Raw genomic sequence first — 15,175 nt, 5'->3', positions numbered from 1 at the left:
CATTAGCGCCGTGTCACAGCAGGTCGGTGGGGTTGGCCAAAGCTCGCGCCAGCGTCAGCGCAGCGCTGCCGTAAGCGGTACGGGGCTGGCCGTTTGCATCGAGCGCTTGGGGCAATGTTTGGGCGAGCGGGCGAGCTGAGTCATTGAGCGTTGGGTGCGCGGCAAGCGTGGCGAGCGCTTCAAAGGCCAAGGTGAGAAATGTGCCCTGGCCGCTATCGTGAAAGGCATCCAGCGCAAGCGTGGCCCGGTGGAACCACTCGCTTGGCGTGTGCGCTTCGGGCAGCGGCCAGTGCTGACGGCCAAGGGCTGCGCCGCGGGCGGCCTTGCTGCTGTCCGAAGGGCGAAGGGCGACGTCAGCCGCTAAGGTTGTAGCAAGGGCCCAAAGCGCGTTGGGGGTACCGCTTTTAAGCTCCAACTCCATCTCACGAATTGGCGCGCGGTAGCCGTGACAGTCGATGTCGCCCTCATCCAGCGCCAATTCAATTTGGCTTTCCTGATGGTGGATATCCCACTTTGTGCGCGTGAAATCCGTGCGCAGTTGCGGCACGAGGGTTGCGAGAGTGGCGTCATCCAGCGACTGAAAAGGCGGTAGCGTTTTTAAGCCGGCGATGTCGAGTTGGTTGCCATTTACCTCCCACTCCCACTCTTCGCGGGAGGAAAGTCCACCGCCGCCTTGCCCGGCGGTTTTGACCGTTTGCAGCGTTTGGCCGTTGATCTGACGCAGACGTAGCGCAACACGCGCCGCGTTAAGGGCGCCGTCCGGGGTATCAAAGTAGGTATTGGTCAGCGTAAGCCGCGTTGCCGTGGCGGTATCAAGCAGCGGGTGGGCAGCCAACTGGGCCGGGCCGCCGGGGGCGAGGGCTAGTTTTAGCTCCACTTCCGTCGGGGCTTGCGCAGACACTTTCGGATTTTTCATGACGTTTGCCACCTCGTTAATATGACGCTACGGTTAATTTTTGATGTCAATATGAATTTTTTATGACGTGGGCGAGGTCAATCTTTATACTGGCGCCCGCCAAATCCAGGCTTCCCGAAAACAGGCTAAAAGGCTTTATGGTTACCTCCAATCCTTTTTCTGCGATGTTTGGCCGTTCGCCATTCCAGCCGCTGCTGGCGCACATCGTCAAAGCGAATGACTGCGCTGATCAGTTACTGCCGTTCTTTGAAGCATCGCTTCAAGGCGACTGGGAGAGTGCCGCCCAGCTGCGTGAAAACATTACGCGCTTGGAACACGAGGCGGATGTGCTCAAAACGGAACTGCGCCTTAACCTACCCAACACCATGTTCTTGCCCGTGTCACGCTCGGATATTCTCGATTTGATCAGCGTGCAGGACAAAATCGCCAATAAGGTGCGTGACATTACTGGCATTATGCTGGGGCGCAAAATGTGCGTGCCGAAAAGCCTTGCCGAGCCGATGCGTCAGTACATGCATACCAGCGTGGCTTGTGTGGCCCAGGCGCGCCAGGCGCTTGAAGAGCTGAAAGACCTGCTTGAATCCGGCTTTGGCCGTAATGTTTCTGATGTCATGCAGAACATGATCCGTGAACTGCACACCCTTGAGCACCAAGCGGATAGTCAGCAAGTGGAAATTCGTCGTCAGTTATTTGCGCTGGAAAGTGAGTTGCCGCCGGTCGATGTGATCTTCCTATACAAGATTATCGATTGGGTTGGCGAGCTTTCTGACCGCGCCGAACGCGTGGGTAGCCGCTTGCAGATTCTGACCGCGCGTTAAAAGGGGGCAAGATGCAAATTATTGCGCAACACGGCGAGATTTTTATCATCCTTGCCTGCCTGTTTGGCTTCTTTATGGCTTGGGGCGTGGGGGCAAACGATGTCGCCAATGCCATGGGTACCTCGGTCGGCTCCAAGGCCATTACCATCAAGCAAGCGATTATCATCGCCGTCATTTTCGAGTTTCTCGGCGCGTGGCTGGCTGGCGGTGAGGTGACCAATACCATCCGCAAAGGCATTATCGACCCGGCGCTTTTGCAGGATGATCCGCAGCTTTTGGTCTACGGTATGCTTTCCGCGCTACTGGCGGCGGGCACGTGGCTTTTGATTGCCTCGATGAAAGGCTGGCCGGTTTCCACCACACACTCCATCGTGGGCGCTATTGTCGGCTTTGCCGTTGCTGGATTAGGCGCGGCGTCGGTTGACTGGGGTGGCGTGGGGACCATTGCTGCGAGCTGGGTCGTATCGCCGCTACTGGCCGGCACCGTTGGTTTTGTGCTGTTTAAATCGCTACAGTATCTGGTATTTGAAGCCCGTGATCCGTTGGCGGCTGCCAAACGCTATCTGCCCGCTTACGTTTTCCTCGTGGGGTTTGTGGTGACGATGGTCACCATGACCAAGGGGTTGAAGCACGTCGGTCTTGATCTCTCTTTTGGCCAAAGCCTGTTGATCTCGATCATCTTCGGCTTAGTGCTCTCAGCCATTGGTACCTGGATGGAGCGTCGCGTGAAGTACGTCAAATCCAGCGATGACCACTTTGGCTATGCCAACGTAGAGCGCGCCTTTGGTGTACTGATGATCTTCACTGCTTGCGCGATGGCGTTTGCCCATGGCTCTAACGACGTGGCCAACGCGGTCGGCCCGCTGGCGGCGGTGATTAGCGTGGTACAAAGTGGCGGAGATATTGAAAGCGCCGCGTTGGTGCCTTGGTGGGTGCTGGTGTTAGGCGGTGCCGGTATCGTGTTCGGTCTTGTAACCTACGGCCACAAAGTGATCGCCACCGTGGGCACGGGCATTACTGAACTTACGCCGAGCCGTGGGTTTGCCGCGACACTGGCCGCCGCGACGACGGTGGTACTGGCCTCGGGTACGGGCTTGCCGATCTCGACCACCCATACGTTAGTGGGGGCGGTGTTGGGCGTGGGCCTTGCCCGTGGCATGGCGGCGCTGAATCTACGGGTGATTGGCACTATTGCCATGTCGTGGCTGATTACGCTGCCCGCTGGCGCAGGCCTTGCCATTTTGTTCTTCTTTATATTCAAAGGCATCTTCGGCTAACGCTAAACGCCATCCGCGTTAACCCGGCCCAAGCGGTATCTTCTGGCGCGCTGCGCACTGAGAAGATGCCGCTTTTTTTGTGCTCTGCTAAAGTAAGCGGGCCGGTAACGTCGGCATACGAGATTTCATTCACCTGCTGCCGGAGAGCGGCCCTTGGATACGCGCTTCCCTTTTGTTGACTGGTTCCGTAACGCATCGCCCTATATCAATGCGCACCGCGGGCGAACCTTTGTGATTTTGATCGAAGGCGAGGCAATGGCGTCTGGGCGCGGCGAACAGCTGATTCAAGATCTGGCGCTTTTGCACTCACTAGGTGTGCGCTTGGTGGTGGTGTTTGGCATTCGTCCCCAGGTACACACGGCGTTGGCGGCAGCCGAGATTACGCCAAGGCGCGTGGACGGTCGCTGGGTGGCCGACCGCGCGGTCATGGCGACTGTCGAGCAAGTTGCGGCGCAACAGCGGTTGTGGCTAGAGGCGCGACTCTCGTTGGGGCTCCCCAGCACGCCCTTGCACGGTGTTGAACTCAATGTCATCTCGGGGAATCTGGTGACCGCCAAACCGCTGGGCGTGCGCGAAGGCGTGGATTTCGATCACAGCGGCGAGGTGCGCCGTGTGCGCGCTGGTGCCATCGAGGGGTTATTGGATAAAGGCGCGTTGGTGCTGCTGCCGCCGCTGGGCTTTTCCAGTACGGGTGAAGTGTTTGACCTGGATGCGTCCGATGTGGCTCAGCACGCCGCCGTGGCGCTAAAAGCCGACAAGCTGATTTTGCTCGGCGAATCAGAAGGGCTTGAAGACGATACCGGTGCGCTGCTGCGTCAGCTCTCGCCGTATGAAGCGCAGCCAAGGCTAAGCCAGGCCACGCCGGGCAGCGAATTGGCGCGTCATCTTCACGCTGCCTGCCAAGCGGCCCGCGAGGGCGTTGCGCGCACGCACCTGCTGTGCTGGCGCAACCACGATGCACTGCTGAGTGAGCTTTTTACCCGTGATGGCGTGGGCACCATGATCACCCAACACCGCTACGAGCAGCTGCGCCCGGCGACACTCAATGATGTGGCGGGGCTTCTGGATTTGCTCGAACCGCTGGAGCAGCGCGGCATGCTGGTGGCCCGCTCCCGTGAGCGTTTAGAACATGAAATTGATGACTACGTGGTGATCGAGCGAGACGGCATGGTCATTGGCTGTGCGGCGCTGCACGCCTTTTCCGATGTACAACTCGGTGAGCTTGCCTGCGTGGCTGTGCACGCCAGCTATCGCGGTGGCGACCGTGGCGAGCGGCTGGTCGACGCCATTGAGCAGCGCGCCCGAAGTCGCGAGATTACGCGGCTCTTTGTGTTGACCACGCACACGGCCCACTGGTTTGTCGAACGCGGCTTTGCCTCAGCCAGCTTGGATGACCTGCCACCGCTGAAGCGCGAAACGTACAACCACGCGCGAAAATCCAAAGTGCTGATTAAGGTGCTGGCGGGTTAGAAAGGCGCGAGAATGGCTTCAAGGCGCTTATATCAATTCATTGCCGATGGGTAATTTTTAGCTTCTTTTGTAGCGCCGTTTCACCTCGACGCTGAGTTTGCCTTCACCCAGGCGCAGTTTGAGTTTCTGCCCCGGTTGCGTGTCTTGCGCTCGGCGCATGACGTGGCCGCTCTCATCCTGCGCGATGGCGTAGCCACGCCCTAATACGGCCAAAGGGCTTATCGCATTCAGCTCGCGGGCGGCGCTGGTCAAGCGCGCTTGGCGGGTTTCGAGCTGGCGCTGCATAGCATTGTCTAAACGCCGTTTTAGCTGCTGGAGTCGCGATTGCTCTGCCTGGTGCAGGCGAGTCATGTCCTGGCTTGTCAGCCGCCCTTTAAGCTGATTCACCCGCTCGCGCTGCTGGGTAAGCCGTGCGTTGGTGGCCCGTTGCAAACGCTGGCTGAGGGCGGTTAAGTGCTGGCGCTGGCGGTTAAGCTGCTCACCGGGGTGGCGCAGCTTAGCGCGTAGGGTATCGAACCGCTGACTGTCCCGCTCCAGGCGGGCCTGCATGGCCCGCATCAGGCGGTTTTCATGGTGCTCAAGCTGGCGCTTGAGGGTGTGTTGGTCCGGCACCAGACGTTCGGCCGCCGCGGAAGGGGTGGGCGCGCGCATATCAGCGGCAAAATCCGCCAGGGTGATATCCACTTCGTGACCCACCGCCGACATCACCGGCAGCCGCGAGTGAAAAATCGCCCGTGCCAAGTGCTCGTTATTAAACGCCCAAAGATCTTCCAAACTGCCGCCGCCGCGAGTAATGAGCACCGCGTCGCGCTCAGGGTCGAGCTGTGATTGACGGTTGAGCAGGCCGAGGGCGGCCACCACCGCGGGCGCGGCCTCCTTACCTTGCACCGGCACTGGAATCAGCGTCACCTCCGTGAGAGGCCAGCGCGCGCTTAACACTGCCAGCACATCGCGAATGGCCGCCCCCGTGGCGGAGCTCAAAATCATCAGCCGCCGGGGCGGGTGAGGGAGCGCGCGCGCATTGGCAAAAACGCCCTCCGCGTCGAGCTGGGTTTTTAAGCGCTCAAAGGCCGCCAACAGCTCGCCCAAGCCCGCCGCTTGCACTGCCTCGACAATCAGCTGGTAATCGCCACGCGGCTCAAACAGCGACACCCGGCCACGCAGCTTGACCTGGTCACCATCGCGCATCGGCGCCGACACAAACCGCGCCCGCTGACGAAACAGCGCACAGCGCACCTGCGCCCGGTCATCCTTCAGGGTGAAGTAAACATGCCCAGACGCGGGGCGGGAGACGTTGGAAAGCTCGCCCTCGACCCACACCTCGCCCATGTCGCGCTCAAGCGCCTTACGCGCCTTAAGGTTGAGTTCGCTGACGGAGAGTGCGGCGGGTTTGTCTGGCATGCGAGAGAACCTTGTGTTGCATGAAAAAACGTTGCATGAAAAAACGTTGTAATGCGCGTTGGTATCGTGTCCGCGAATTGCTGCCTTGGTCGCATAGGCGTTATACTAGGCGATTAACCTTTCACGCCCCACTTCCTCTTCAATCAGGGTGTTGCCGCTATGCTACGTATGGCCCAAGAAGCACTTACGTTCGATGACGTACTCCTCGTTCCCGGCTTCTCCGATGTTCTGCCCAAGGATGTCAGCCTCAGAACCCGCCTGACTCGCAATATTTCGCTCAATATTCCGCTTGCTTCCGCTGCGATGGACACTGTCACTGAAGCGCGGCTAGCGATTGCGATGGCCCAGGAAGGCGGCATCGGTATTATCCATAAGAGCATGACCATGAGCCAGCAAGCCGCTGAAGTGCGCAAGGTTAAAAAGCACGAAAGCGTGATTGTAAAAGATCCGGTCACCGTTAGCCCCAAGGCGAAGCTCGAAGACCTGCTCGCCATGGCGCGCGAGTACGGCTTTTCTGGTTTCCCCGTGGTAGAAGGCGAAACGCTGGTGGGTATCGTGACCGAGCGCGACATGCGCTTCCAGCCCAACCACGGCGATAGCGTGGCCGACATCATGACCCCCCGCGAGCGGTTGGTCACCGTGCCGGAAGGCACCCAGCTTGAAGAAAGCAAAGCCAAGATGCGCGAACACCGCATCGAAAAAATGCTGATCGTTGACGACGCCTTCCACCTGCGCGGCCTGGTGACCTTCCAGGACATCGAAAAAGCCCGCACCTACCCGATGGCCGCCAAGGACAGCGATGGCCGTCTGCTGGTAGGCGCTGCCGTCGGTACCGGCCCAGAAACCCCGGACCGCGTCGCGGCGCTATCAGAAGCCGGTGTTGACGTGATCGTTGTAGATACCGCCCACGGCCACTCCGAAGGCGTGATTGACCGCGTTCGCTGGATCAAGGAACACTTCCCGACCATTCAGGTGATTGGCGGCAACATCGCCACCGCCGCCGCCGCCAAGGCGCTGGCCGACGCGGGTGCCGATGCGGTGAAAGTCGGCATCGGTCCCGGCTCTATCTGCACCACGCGGATTGTGACAGGCGTAGGTGTACCGCAAATCACCGCCGTCTCCAACGTGGCCGAAGCGCTGAAAGAGTATGACATTCCGCTGATTGCCGACGGCGGCATCCGCTTCTCCGGCGACCTTTCAAAAGCCATTGCCGCTGGCGCAAGCGCGGTGATGGTGGGTGGCCTGCTGGCCGGTACCGAAGAAGCCCCGGGCGAAGTGGAGCTTTACCAGGGCCGTACCTATAAAGCTTACCGCGGCATGGGCTCCATGGGCGCCATGTCCGAGAATCAGGGCAGCGCCGACCGCTACTTCCAGGATAAAGCCGAAGGCGCCGAAAAGCTGGTGCCGGAAGGCATTGAAGGCCGCGTACCTTATAAAGGCGTGATGGGCTCGATTGTCCACCAGCTGATGGGCGGCCTGCGCGCCTCCATGGGTTACACCGGCTGCCGCGATATTCAAGAGATGCGCACCAAGCCGGAGTTCGTAAAAATCACCGGCGCTGGCTTTAACGAATCCCACGTCCACAACGTACAGATCACCAAAGAAGCCCCCAACTACCGGGTGAGCTAACCAGCACTTTAGTTAAACAGCGGCGGGCACAGCTCGCCGCTTGCTTTTTGGCCTTACCGTGGCCCCGCCCCGCTTAACGAGATACCGCCATGAGTGACATTCACGCCCATAAGATCCTGATTCTCGACTTCGGCTCCCAGTACACCCAGTTGATCGCCCGCCGGGTTCGCGAAATCGGTGTGTATTCCGAAGTTCGCGCCTTCGATATCACCGAAGAAGAGATTCGCGAGTACAACCCCAACGGCATCATCCTGGCCGGTGGGCCGGAATCCGTCACCGAGCTGGATTCCCCGCGCGCGCCGCAGTGCGTGTTCGAGATGGGCCTGCCGGTGTTTGGCATCTGCTACGGCATGCAGACCATGGCCGAGCAGCTGGGCGGTAAGGTGGAAGGCTCCAACAAGCGCGAATTCGGCTACGCCCAGATTCGTCTGGACGAAACCACCGCGCTGTTCAACGACATCAAAGACCACGTGGACCACGACACCGGCAAAGCGCTGCTGGACGTATGGATGAGCCACGGCGACAAGGTGGCCCAGGCGCCCGCCGAATTCACCGTGACTGCCTCCACCCCAAGCTGCCCGATTGCCGCCATGGCCTGGGAAGACAAGCAGTTCTACGGCGTACAGTTCCACCCGGAAGTCACCCACACCCTGCAAGGCCAGCGCATTCTCGAGCACTTCGTGCTGAATATCTGTAAGGCCGAAAAGCTGTGGACGCCCGCGCAAATCATCGAAGACCAGGTACAGCGCGTACGCGAGCAAGTCGGCGACCGCCATGTACTGCTGGGCCTTTCCGGCGGGGTGGATTCCTCCGTGGTGGCCGCGCTGCTGCACAAGGCGATTGGTACCCAACTGACCTGCGTCTTCGTGGACAATGGCCTGCTGCGCAAGGCGGAAGGCGACCAGGTGATGGAAACCTTCGCCAAGCACATGGGCGTGAAGGTCATCCGCGTTGACGCCGAAGACCTGTTCCTCGGCAAGCTGAAGGGTGAAAGCGACCCGGAGCTCAAGCGCAAGATCATCGGCAACACTTTTATCGACGTGTTCGATGATGAAGCCAGCAAAATCGAGGATGTGGATTTCCTCGCCCAGGGCACCATCTACCCGGACGTGATCGAATCCGCCGCCTCCAAAACCGGCAAGGCGCACGTGATCAAATCCCACCACAACGTGGGCGGCCTGCCAGAAACCATGAAGCTCAAGCTGGTCGAACCGCTGCGCGAACTGTTCAAGGACGAAGTGCGCAAACTCGGCCTGGAACTCGGCCTGCCCTACGACATGGTCTACCGCCACCCCTTCCCGGGGCCGGGGCTGGGCGTGCGTATTCTGGGCGAAGTCAAAAAAGAATACGCCGACATCCTCCGCGATGCCGACGCCATCTTCATCGAAGAGCTGCGCAACTCCGGCTGGTACGAGAAAACCAGCCAGGCGTTCGCCGTATTCCTGCCGGTGAGGTCAGTCGGCGTCGTCGGCGACGGCCGCCGTTACGAATGGGTCATCGCGCTACGCGCAGTAGAAACCATCGACTTCATGACCGCCCGCTGGGCGCACCTGCCCTATGAGCTGCTGGAGAAGGTTTCCAACCGGATTATCAATGAGTTGGAAGGGGTGTCGCGGGTAACCTACGATGTGAGTAGTAAGCCGCCTGCTACTATTGAGTGGGAATGATCACACGTTAGGCATTAGTTGGTACTAACTGGCATTAAATGACAATTAAGCCCATGTTTTCATGGGCTTTTTTGTTTTTGTGTCTGGCAATGTTTGGCAACTGATGGCAGCGGGAAGCACCGCTTGAGCGTGGTACCTAAGGTGGTATTATCGAGACATGATGCCATGAGTGATAGCCGATACCATGCTGCTTGATCCTGTGTGTTCATGGTATCAAAATTATTTAACTGGCTGTTTTTATTAACATTAATGCCTAATTTTTAGGTGGTCTTTCAGCATGGTATCGGAATCGAAGAAGGATAAGACTCTTGCTGACCGATACCAAGCTGCGCAACCTCAAGCCGAGGGATAAACTCTACAAGGTGAATGACCGGGATGGCCTCTATGTGGCCGTCACTCCTGCCGGTTCTATCTCATTCCGTTACAACTACTCGATCAATGGCAGGCAAGAGACAATTACCTTTGGCCGCTATGGCGTTGGGGGAATCACTCTGGCAGAAGCCCGTGAGCGACTTGGTGAAGCCAAGCGGATGGTCGCTGATGGAAAGTCTCCAGCGAAGGAGAAGGCCCGAGACAAGGCGCGTGTTAAAGGGGCTGAAACCTTTGGTGCCTGGGCGGAAAAGTGGCTACGTGGCTATCAGATGGCCGATTCTACCCGTGATATGCGCCGCTCGGTTTATACGAGAGAGCTGGAAACGAAATTCGGCAATCAGAAGCTGACCGAAATCACCCACGAGGACTTACGAGCACTAACTGACGCCATCGTAGAGCGCGGTGCACCTGCTACGGCGGTTCATGCGCGTGAGATTGTACTCCAGGTATACCGCTGGGCGACTGAGCGAGGCCAGAAGGTTGAGAACCCGGCAGACCTGGTGAGGCCCGCAAGCATTGCCAGGTTTGAGCCGAGAGATCGAACCTTGACGCCCGAAGAAATCAGGATCATGTACCAGTACATGGGGCGTATTGGTACATCACCATCGATCCGGGCAGCGGTAAAGCTACTGTTGTTGACGATGGTGCGTAAAAGCGAGCTGACGAATGCCACTTGGAGTGAGATCAACTTCAGCGAAGCGCTCTGGACGATCCCTAAAGAACGGATGAAGCGTCGAAACCCTCACCTGGTGTTTCTATCCAGGCAGGCCATGGACATCCTCATCGCTTTGAAGACGTTCTCCGGCGGATCGGATTATGTTCTGCCGTCGCGTTACGATTCTGACGTGCCCATGAGCAGTGCCACGCTCAATCGTGTCATGACCATGACTTACAAGCTAGCTCAAAAAGAAGGACAGCCTCTTGCCAAGTTTGGACCCCACGATCTGAGGCGGACAGCCAGTACCTTGCTTCATGAAGCCGGTTACAACACCGACTGGATAGAGAAATGCTTGGCACATGAGCAAAAAGGTGTAAGGGCGATATATAACAAAGCCGAGTATCGTGATCAGCGTACAGCTATGTTGCAGGACTGGGCTGATATGATTGATGAATGGACTGCTGGAAAGACCCGATAACTTTTCTTGTATTTTATCTATGGATTAATTGTATCCGCATCAGATTATAGGCTTGCAACAATGGCAGAGCGTAAACAAATACCTACAAAAACGAAACTTCGGCTGTTTTCGGAGGCAGCAGGTCACTGTCAACGCCCCGACTGCCTTCAGCCTCTTTTTCCCGCTGAAATGGGTGGGGACAAGCATATAGCTGAAATGGCTCATGTGATTCCACATGGAGAAACGGGGCCGCGCCATGAAGAAAGGCCCACTGGAGGGCTTGAGGTCGACTCTTTTGAAAATCTTATTCTGTTGTGTCCCACATGCCATACGATAGTCGACAAAGATCCCGGCGGATATAGCCGAGGTACGTTGCTAGATTGGAAAAATAATCATCTTGCTGCTTTGGCACACAGGCAAGGAATTCATACATACGATGAGCGTGGCCAAGTTAGATGTGCCGTGGTCGCCGCCATGGCAGAAAACAAAGCTGTATGGAGGGAGTTTGCGCCCTCCGATGGATCAGGCTTTGAGTATAATCCAGAATCTGAAGCAGCTAAAACGTGGATGCAGAGGATGCGAGGTGTCATTCTGCCTAACCATTTCCGTATCCAGGCCATTATCATGGCAAACCAACAGCACATGACGGAAGCTGAGCTACAGACATTCGCACAATACCAAGAGCATGTTCGAGGTCTCTCAGAGCGACATGTTTGTGGTGTAGCAGGCAGTGCTATCCGCTACCCAGAAGAAATGGATGGAATCTTCTCATGAACTGGCAGGTGAGCTATGCGCTTCAATATATATTGGAAGCTCATAAGAGTGCGTCAGCACAGCATATTCACGGTGATGCTATCAAAATTACGCTATCTCATCAGCCCGACATTGTGGCGGTTATCTCGGCTGATTACACGATCAACGCTGACTTAGCGGAACAATACCATGAGGATTTCCCCGATATGGAATTCCTTTGCGGATATCGAAAGGAATGCGTTTGGGAAGGTGGAGCGATCGAATATTTAGAAAGAAACGCAATAGGCTGGGGAAGTGCCGGTACACTCGGTTCCGCCCTTTCCAGCGGCAATGTAAGGAGTGCTTCCCATAAGGATTTCTTCTTCTCCTACCGGCTCATTAGTCAAATGAGATCTTTTACAAATCTTGATAGAGAGTTTGACCGAGTTTTCACGATGACGCTTGCCAACGGGCGTACACTTCGAGTGGGCATGATCATGGAGTATGAGCCGACAGCTGACGCTATTCGTACCTTCTGGGATCGGTTCGGCCCCATCGATATTGCTTGGAATATCAATCCGAACGGGAATCCCACTCAGAATGCCATTGAAGCAGGAAAGGATCTTGGCTGTGAGGTGATGAAATGGGAAGAGTTAAAGAAACTTTTACGGAACCGTTGATGAAGGCATGTGGGGTGGCAAGACACTTACTAAAATCTTGTGAGTCCCTGCGTGAGTTCGAATCCTACATGTTCGGCTCTTCATTGCTCGGTGCAGGCAGCGATTTCGATATTTTGATTGTTGGTCCGCCTGGTGAGGCTTTGTTAAGACTTAAGGCGGAATTGAGAATTGCGGGGAAAGAGCTACCGCTCGACGTTCTATATATGTTGCCTGCGGAGGCGGAGGAAACAGGGTTCGTTACAAGTCAAGGGTGCATAACTCTCGCAAAATTGGCGGACTCTGAAATGCACTGATTACTGCCTCCCTTCTCGCGCAGATCAAGTTGGCTAAAATTCTAGTCAGTGAATTTTAGCGGCTAAAATTTCTATTGGGATTTTTCCGGCCTGTTAGCAGGAAGCAAAAAATCTTTGCGAACGGCTGCTAATGCTTTGGATACTGCTTGAGGTGTCATTGGTTGTTGTTTCCTGCTTAGTAGCTTTTTGCCAATTTGATATTGAGTGTAGCCATAATGCTGAAGTACCAGCATTTTCTTCTTATTGTCTGAGAGCTTAGAGTCGACCATCTTTCGAGCCAGATTGCGAAGCTCCGCTACGTCTGCTGGCTGTAATGTTAAATTCAACATAAATAGGAAGAAATAGTCATCGATCAATTTGTCTCCTGACATAGCATGAGGCTTAGAGCGATGTGCAGATTGATGAGTTAACCTGGAAAGTTCGATATTGAATTGTGCGAGGGAGCGCTTTGCTTGTTTGTAACTTGGATTCCACTCGTCATTGGCAAGTTTGGGGCGATGCTCTTTGCAGTAATTGTGGCTAAGTTCTAGTTTCTTGTGGTCTATAAGTTCAACCTCATTTGTTAATCTCTGCTCTACTGTGAGCATGAATTTTGAGTACTCCGTAAGGTTCCCACAGAATTCGCAGAAATTATGTTTTCGTTGTACGTTTAGGTTGACGCCTTTGGTACCTGTTGATTTCTTCGGACGCTTACAGGCGCAATCCCAGATTAATTCGATTAACGATTCAATGGTTGCGACGAAGCACTGATCTCTTTGGGTTTGTTCATCACTTGTCTTTATGAACTGGCGTAGCAGTTGGTGCTGCATGCGCACCATTGCTTCCAGCCCTATCAGCCGGATGATTTCGCTAAATCCAACCCCTGAACCACTGCCCGCAACATAGTTTTTATAACTGTTTGGGAGGGAATCCATGTATTCAGCTACGGCAGGATCGATCAGTTCTTGTATCAGGCGAAGAATGGGGTAGCGCCGAGAGAAGGCAGAGTAAGGTCCCCAACACGTTCTGAATTTGGCGATAGCAAGAGAAACAGGCTGGGCGCAGCCTGGAAGGATGGCTATATAGTCTTGCCCTAGGTCTAGTCTAGCTTGATGTTCGATATTCATAACAACTTTATAGTCCAAAAATAAAGCTTAATCAAGTTGCATTGCTTGGCACGATGAAGCCTCAACAGGTAAGTGGAGGTTCAAGCATGCAAATAATGGCAAATAAAGTTCTCATCAACAGGAAACAGCTCCTGGAGATGATTCCACTTTCAACGCGCACAATTTATAACTTGGAACAGCGTGGGGAGTTTCCGAAGCGCATAGCGCTTACAAGCAGAAATGTTGCTTGGGATTTATCGGAAGTCGAAGAATGGATAGAGACGCGTAAAGCGTCTGGAATCCAGGCTGCTCGACCTGGCAACACCATAGAGGCCTAACAGTATGGCCCTTGATCTTATGGCGGCCTTTTCGGAAACGCCGCTGCCTCTTGATTATGTTTTACCTAACATGGTTGCCGGTACGGTGGGGGCCTTGGTTTCACCAGGTGGTGCCGGAAAATCCATGCTGGCCTTACAGATTGCCACGCAGATCGCTGGAGGCCCGGACTTGCTGGAAGTCGGAGAATTTACTGTTGGGCCAGTTATCTATCTTCCCGCAGAAGATCCTCCTGCTGCTATCCATCACCGATTACATGCGCTTGGGGCACATCTCACTGCCGAGCAGCGGCAAGCCGTTGCTGAAGGCTTGCTGATTGAGCCGCTGATAGGAAGGTGCCCCAACATCATGTGTCTTGACTGGTTCGATGGCCTTAAGCGAGCGGCTGAAGGCCGTCGCCTGATGATCCTGGACACCTTACGCCGTTTCCATATTGAAGATGAAAACGCCAGCGGCCCAATGGCGCAAGTGATCGGACGTATGGAGGCCATTGCCGCCGATACGGGGTGCTCTATCGTATTTTTGCACCATGCCAGTAAGAGCGCCGCCATGATTGGTGCTGGTGACCAGCAACAGGCCAGCCGTGGGTCGTCTGTTCTGGTCGATAACATTCGCTGGCAATCGTACCTGTCTGGCATGACGCAAACCGAGGCTGAGGAATGGGGTGTTGATGATAGTCAGCGTGGGTACTTCGTCCGCTATGGCGTGAGCAAGGCGAATTATGGCTCTCCTTTCGCAGAGCGTTGGTTCAGGCGTCACGAAGGCGGTGTACTGAAACCTGCCGTGCTGGAGAGGCAGCGTAGGGCCAAAGGAGTATTACCGTTCAAGAAATCTAAAGCTGTTATGGAAGGCGCTGATGACAACTGGTAACAAGGTTACTCCAACTAGTACCAGTGCACAGGCAAGAGTGATGCTTTACCAGGCCAGTCAGCGGCCAAGCCTGATGGAGGCCAACTGGATGGAAACATCCTTTGGCCGCTGTCGTATTAAGGGAAGGCTTGGCCAGCGGCACGCAGATGTTGTTGAGGCGATTTTGCACTGTGCCGAACGCCGCCGCGATGTGTCTGATGGTGGTGTAGAGCTTTTGGTAGACCCTGCCAAAGTACGGAAAACCTTGTCAGATAGCCGGTATAGTGCCTCCCATCTTGAGAAGCTGTTGGCAGAGCTGCGAGCAGCAACTGTAACCATTGAAACACCACAGTTCGATTTTCCGATAATCGGCGGCTTGATCGATCATGTTATCCCTTCACCTATGACGAGATATAGTCGGATGTTGTGTATGGAGGACAGAAGGAAGGGTGGCGTATCCTGTTGATTGATCACGACCAAGATTTCAACCAACACAAATGGATACGCCATGACAGATTCTACCCTCCAAGCCATG

The 15,175-nt window shown here is 55.6% G+C and carries 15 protein-coding genes; 12 read left to right on the top strand and 3 right to left on the bottom strand.

What is annotated here, in order from left to right:
• Positions 1-13: 13 nt before the first annotated feature.
• Positions 14-916: a CYTH domain-containing protein gene (locus M8006_RS09450; protein WP_250081547.1), complete on the bottom strand. Its 903-nt coding sequence runs from the start codon at positions 914-916 to the stop codon at positions 14-16.
• A 137-nt stretch (positions 917-1,053) separates the two neighbouring features.
• Between M8006_RS09450 and M8006_RS09445 the strand changes: the two genes are divergently transcribed.
• The 3 genes from M8006_RS09445 (at position 1,054) to argA (ending at position 4,481) form a co-directional block, all read left to right on the top strand.
• Positions 1,054-1,734, top strand: a complete 681-nt coding sequence (locus tag M8006_RS09445; protein ID WP_250081545.1) for a TIGR00153 family protein — start codon at positions 1,054-1,056, stop codon at positions 1,732-1,734.
• A gap of 11 nt (positions 1,735-1,745) precedes the next feature.
• Positions 1,746-3,011, top strand: coding sequence for an inorganic phosphate transporter (locus M8006_RS09440; RefSeq protein ID WP_250081543.1), 1,266 nt, complete (start codon positions 1,746-1,748; stop codon positions 3,009-3,011).
• Between the two features lie 153 nt (positions 3,012-3,164).
• Positions 3,165-4,481: an amino-acid N-acetyltransferase gene (argA, locus tag M8006_RS09435; RefSeq protein ID WP_250081541.1), complete on the top strand. Its 1,317-nt coding sequence runs from the start codon at positions 3,165-3,167 to the stop codon at positions 4,479-4,481.
• 57 nt (positions 4,482-4,538) lie between these two features.
• On the opposite strand, the gene xseA is transcribed toward argA, so the two are convergent.
• The gene (gene xseA, locus M8006_RS09430) at positions 4,539-5,882 is read right to left on the bottom strand and encodes an exodeoxyribonuclease VII large subunit (RefSeq protein ID WP_250081539.1); all 1,344 of its coding nucleotides are present in this window, start codon (positions 5,880-5,882) and stop codon (positions 4,539-4,541) included.
• A gap of 159 nt (positions 5,883-6,041) precedes the next feature.
• On the opposite strand from xseA, the gene guaB reads away from it, so the two are divergent.
• From guaB to M8006_RS18380, 6 genes are all read left to right on the top strand, one after another.
• Positions 6,042-7,511: an IMP dehydrogenase gene (gene guaB, locus M8006_RS09425; protein ID WP_250081537.1), complete on the top strand. Its 1,470-nt coding sequence runs from the start codon at positions 6,042-6,044 to the stop codon at positions 7,509-7,511.
• An 89-nt stretch (positions 7,512-7,600) separates the two neighbouring features.
• Complete coding sequence (guaA, locus tag M8006_RS09420) at positions 7,601-9,178, top strand: glutamine-hydrolyzing GMP synthase (RefSeq protein ID WP_250081535.1); 1,578 nt, start codon at positions 7,601-7,603, stop codon at positions 9,176-9,178.
• A 308-nt stretch (positions 9,179-9,486) separates the two neighbouring features.
• Complete coding sequence (locus M8006_RS09415; RefSeq protein WP_250081532.1) at positions 9,487-10,686, top strand: tyrosine-type recombinase/integrase; 1,200 nt, start codon at positions 9,487-9,489, stop codon at positions 10,684-10,686.
• 60 nt (positions 10,687-10,746) lie between these two features.
• Positions 10,747-11,439: an HNH endonuclease gene (locus M8006_RS09410; protein ID WP_250081531.1), complete on the top strand. Its 693-nt coding sequence runs from the start codon at positions 10,747-10,749 to the stop codon at positions 11,437-11,439.
• On the top strand, positions 11,436-12,077 hold the full coding sequence (locus tag M8006_RS09405; RefSeq protein WP_250081530.1) for a hypothetical protein: 642 nt from the start codon (positions 11,436-11,438) through the stop codon (positions 12,075-12,077). The genes M8006_RS09410 and M8006_RS09405 overlap by 4 nt, the downstream gene beginning before the upstream one ends.
• Positions 12,041-12,370 (top strand): nucleotidyltransferase domain-containing protein, encoded by a 330-nt coding sequence (locus M8006_RS18380; RefSeq protein ID WP_430886819.1) that lies wholly within the window; start codon positions 12,041-12,043, stop codon positions 12,368-12,370. Before M8006_RS09405 ends, M8006_RS18380 begins: the two co-directional genes overlap by 37 nt.
• Before the next feature lie 71 nt (positions 12,371-12,441).
• Here M8006_RS18380 and M8006_RS09400 read toward each other — a convergent pair whose 3' ends face one another.
• On the bottom strand, positions 12,442-13,476 hold the full coding sequence (locus M8006_RS09400; protein WP_250081528.1) for a LuxR family transcriptional regulator: 1,035 nt from the start codon (positions 13,474-13,476) through the stop codon (positions 12,442-12,444).
• A 53-nt stretch (positions 13,477-13,529) separates the two neighbouring features.
• Here M8006_RS09400 and M8006_RS09395 point away from each other — a divergent pair, with 53 nt between their 5' ends.
• The 3 genes from M8006_RS09395 to M8006_RS09385 are packed head-to-tail and all read left to right on the top strand — an operon-like array spanning position 13,530 to position 15,106.
• Entirely contained in the window at positions 13,530-13,793 is a 264-nt protein-coding gene (locus M8006_RS09395) for a helix-turn-helix transcriptional regulator (RefSeq protein ID WP_430886818.1), read from the top strand.
• A 4-nt stretch (positions 13,794-13,797) separates the two neighbouring features.
• Positions 13,798-14,661 (top strand): helicase RepA family protein, encoded by an 864-nt coding sequence (locus M8006_RS09390; protein ID WP_250081527.1) that lies wholly within the window; start codon positions 13,798-13,800, stop codon positions 14,659-14,661.
• Positions 14,648-15,106 carry a hypothetical protein gene (locus M8006_RS09385; RefSeq protein WP_250081525.1) on the top strand — a complete coding sequence of 153 codons (459 nt, stop codon included), beginning with the start codon at positions 14,648-14,650 and terminating at the stop codon, positions 15,104-15,106. The genes M8006_RS09390 and M8006_RS09385 overlap by 14 nt, the downstream gene beginning before the upstream one ends.
• Positions 15,107-15,175: the final 69 nt, after the last annotated feature.

Source organism: Halomonas llamarensis, from assembly GCF_023555005.1.
Taxonomy (GTDB): domain Bacteria; phylum Pseudomonadota; class Gammaproteobacteria; order Pseudomonadales; family Halomonadaceae; genus Vreelandella; species Vreelandella llamarensis.
The sequence above is the reverse complement of the archived record's forward strand: the minus strand, read 5'-3'. Positions and strand labels throughout refer to the sequence as shown.

Coding starts and splice junctions, on each gene's coding strand:
- M8006_RS09450 (WP_250081547.1), bottom strand. CDS start 916: ATGAAAAATCCGAAAGTGTCTGCGCAAGCCCCGACGGAAGTGGAGCTA.
- M8006_RS09445 (WP_250081545.1), top strand. CDS start 1,054: ATGGTTACCTCCAATCCTTTTTCTGCGATGTTTGGCCGTTCGCCATTC.
- M8006_RS09440 (WP_250081543.1), top strand. CDS start 1,746: ATGCAAATTATTGCGCAACACGGCGAGATTTTTATCATCCTTGCCTGC.
- xseA (WP_250081539.1), bottom strand. CDS start 5,882: ATGCCAGACAAACCCGCCGCACTCTCCGTCAGCGAACTCAACCTTAAG.
- guaB (WP_250081537.1), top strand. CDS start 6,042: ATGCTACGTATGGCCCAAGAAGCACTTACGTTCGATGACGTACTCCTC.
- guaA (WP_250081535.1), top strand. CDS start 7,601: ATGAGTGACATTCACGCCCATAAGATCCTGATTCTCGACTTCGGCTCC.
- M8006_RS09410 (WP_250081531.1), top strand. CDS start 10,747: ATGGCAGAGCGTAAACAAATACCTACAAAAACGAAACTTCGGCTGTTT.
- M8006_RS09405 (WP_250081530.1), top strand. CDS start 11,436: ATGAACTGGCAGGTGAGCTATGCGCTTCAATATATATTGGAAGCTCAT.
- M8006_RS18380 (WP_430886819.1), top strand. CDS start 12,041: ATGGGAAGAGTTAAAGAAACTTTTACGGAACCGTTGATGAAGGCATGT.
- M8006_RS09400 (WP_250081528.1), bottom strand. CDS start 13,476: ATGAATATCGAACATCAAGCTAGACTAGACCTAGGGCAAGACTATATA.
- M8006_RS09395 (WP_430886818.1), top strand. CDS start 13,530: ATGAAGCCTCAACAGGTAAGTGGAGGTTCAAGCATGCAAATAATGGCA.
- M8006_RS09390 (WP_250081527.1), top strand. CDS start 13,798: ATGGCCCTTGATCTTATGGCGGCCTTTTCGGAAACGCCGCTGCCTCTT.
- M8006_RS09385 (WP_250081525.1), top strand. CDS start 14,648: ATGACAACTGGTAACAAGGTTACTCCAACTAGTACCAGTGCACAGGCA.